Consider the following 608-nt stretch of genomic DNA (forward strand, 5'->3'; position numbering starts at 1 on the left):
TCTCGAATGAGTCGAGGGTGAGATGATGACCATCGTGATCGCTTTTCATGGTTCTGGGTTCCCTAGATTCAAAAAGTAGTATATAAGATTACGGAATTCTGTTGGGAAGCGATTGACCTTGGCCTTTAGGCCACGCTACGCGAATGGTCACGCTACGCGATGCTCGGTACGAGCCGCTACGCGAACGCATTCTCGGGCAGTTCCGGTACATGGAAAAACAGACTTAAGGAGTGACACCGAAGCGATAAGGGAAGCGTACCCATTCTCGGCCAGGGTAAACGCCTAGAAATTTGGATCAAAAGTTACAGCTAAAAGGTAAACCATAGTATGCCCAATAGTAATCCTTGTTGACGATTTCTTGGGAAAGAATAGAAATTCAATAATTCACAAATTAGAAATTTTGTCAAGCACATTTAGAGGGAGCAGGTCAGTTTTGTAAGAACAAAAGTACTATTAAGCCCTAAAACTTGGAAGTTTTGAGGTAAGCATTCAGCCGTCAGCTAATGGGCTACGCGCACGCTGCGCGAACAGCTAATGCGCGTAGCCCATTAGCTGAATGCTTACCATTAACTCAATTTTTTTTTGAAATTCGAATAAATCCCATCCTA

General features: G+C 43.8%; 1 protein-coding gene. It reads left to right on the plus strand.

The window, feature by feature from the left end; all coding sequences use genetic code 11:
- Positions 1-112 precede the first annotated feature (112 nt).
- The gene (locus tag F6K38_RS27410; RefSeq protein WP_154659753.1) at positions 113-286 is read left to right on the plus strand and encodes a hypothetical protein; all 174 of its coding nucleotides are present in this window, start codon (positions 113-115) and stop codon (positions 284-286) included.
- Positions 287-608 lie beyond the last annotated feature (322 nt).

Source organism: Moorena sp. SIO3B2, from assembly GCF_010692525.1.
Classification (GTDB): domain Bacteria; phylum Cyanobacteriota; class Cyanobacteriia; order Cyanobacteriales; family Coleofasciculaceae; genus Moorena; species Moorena producens.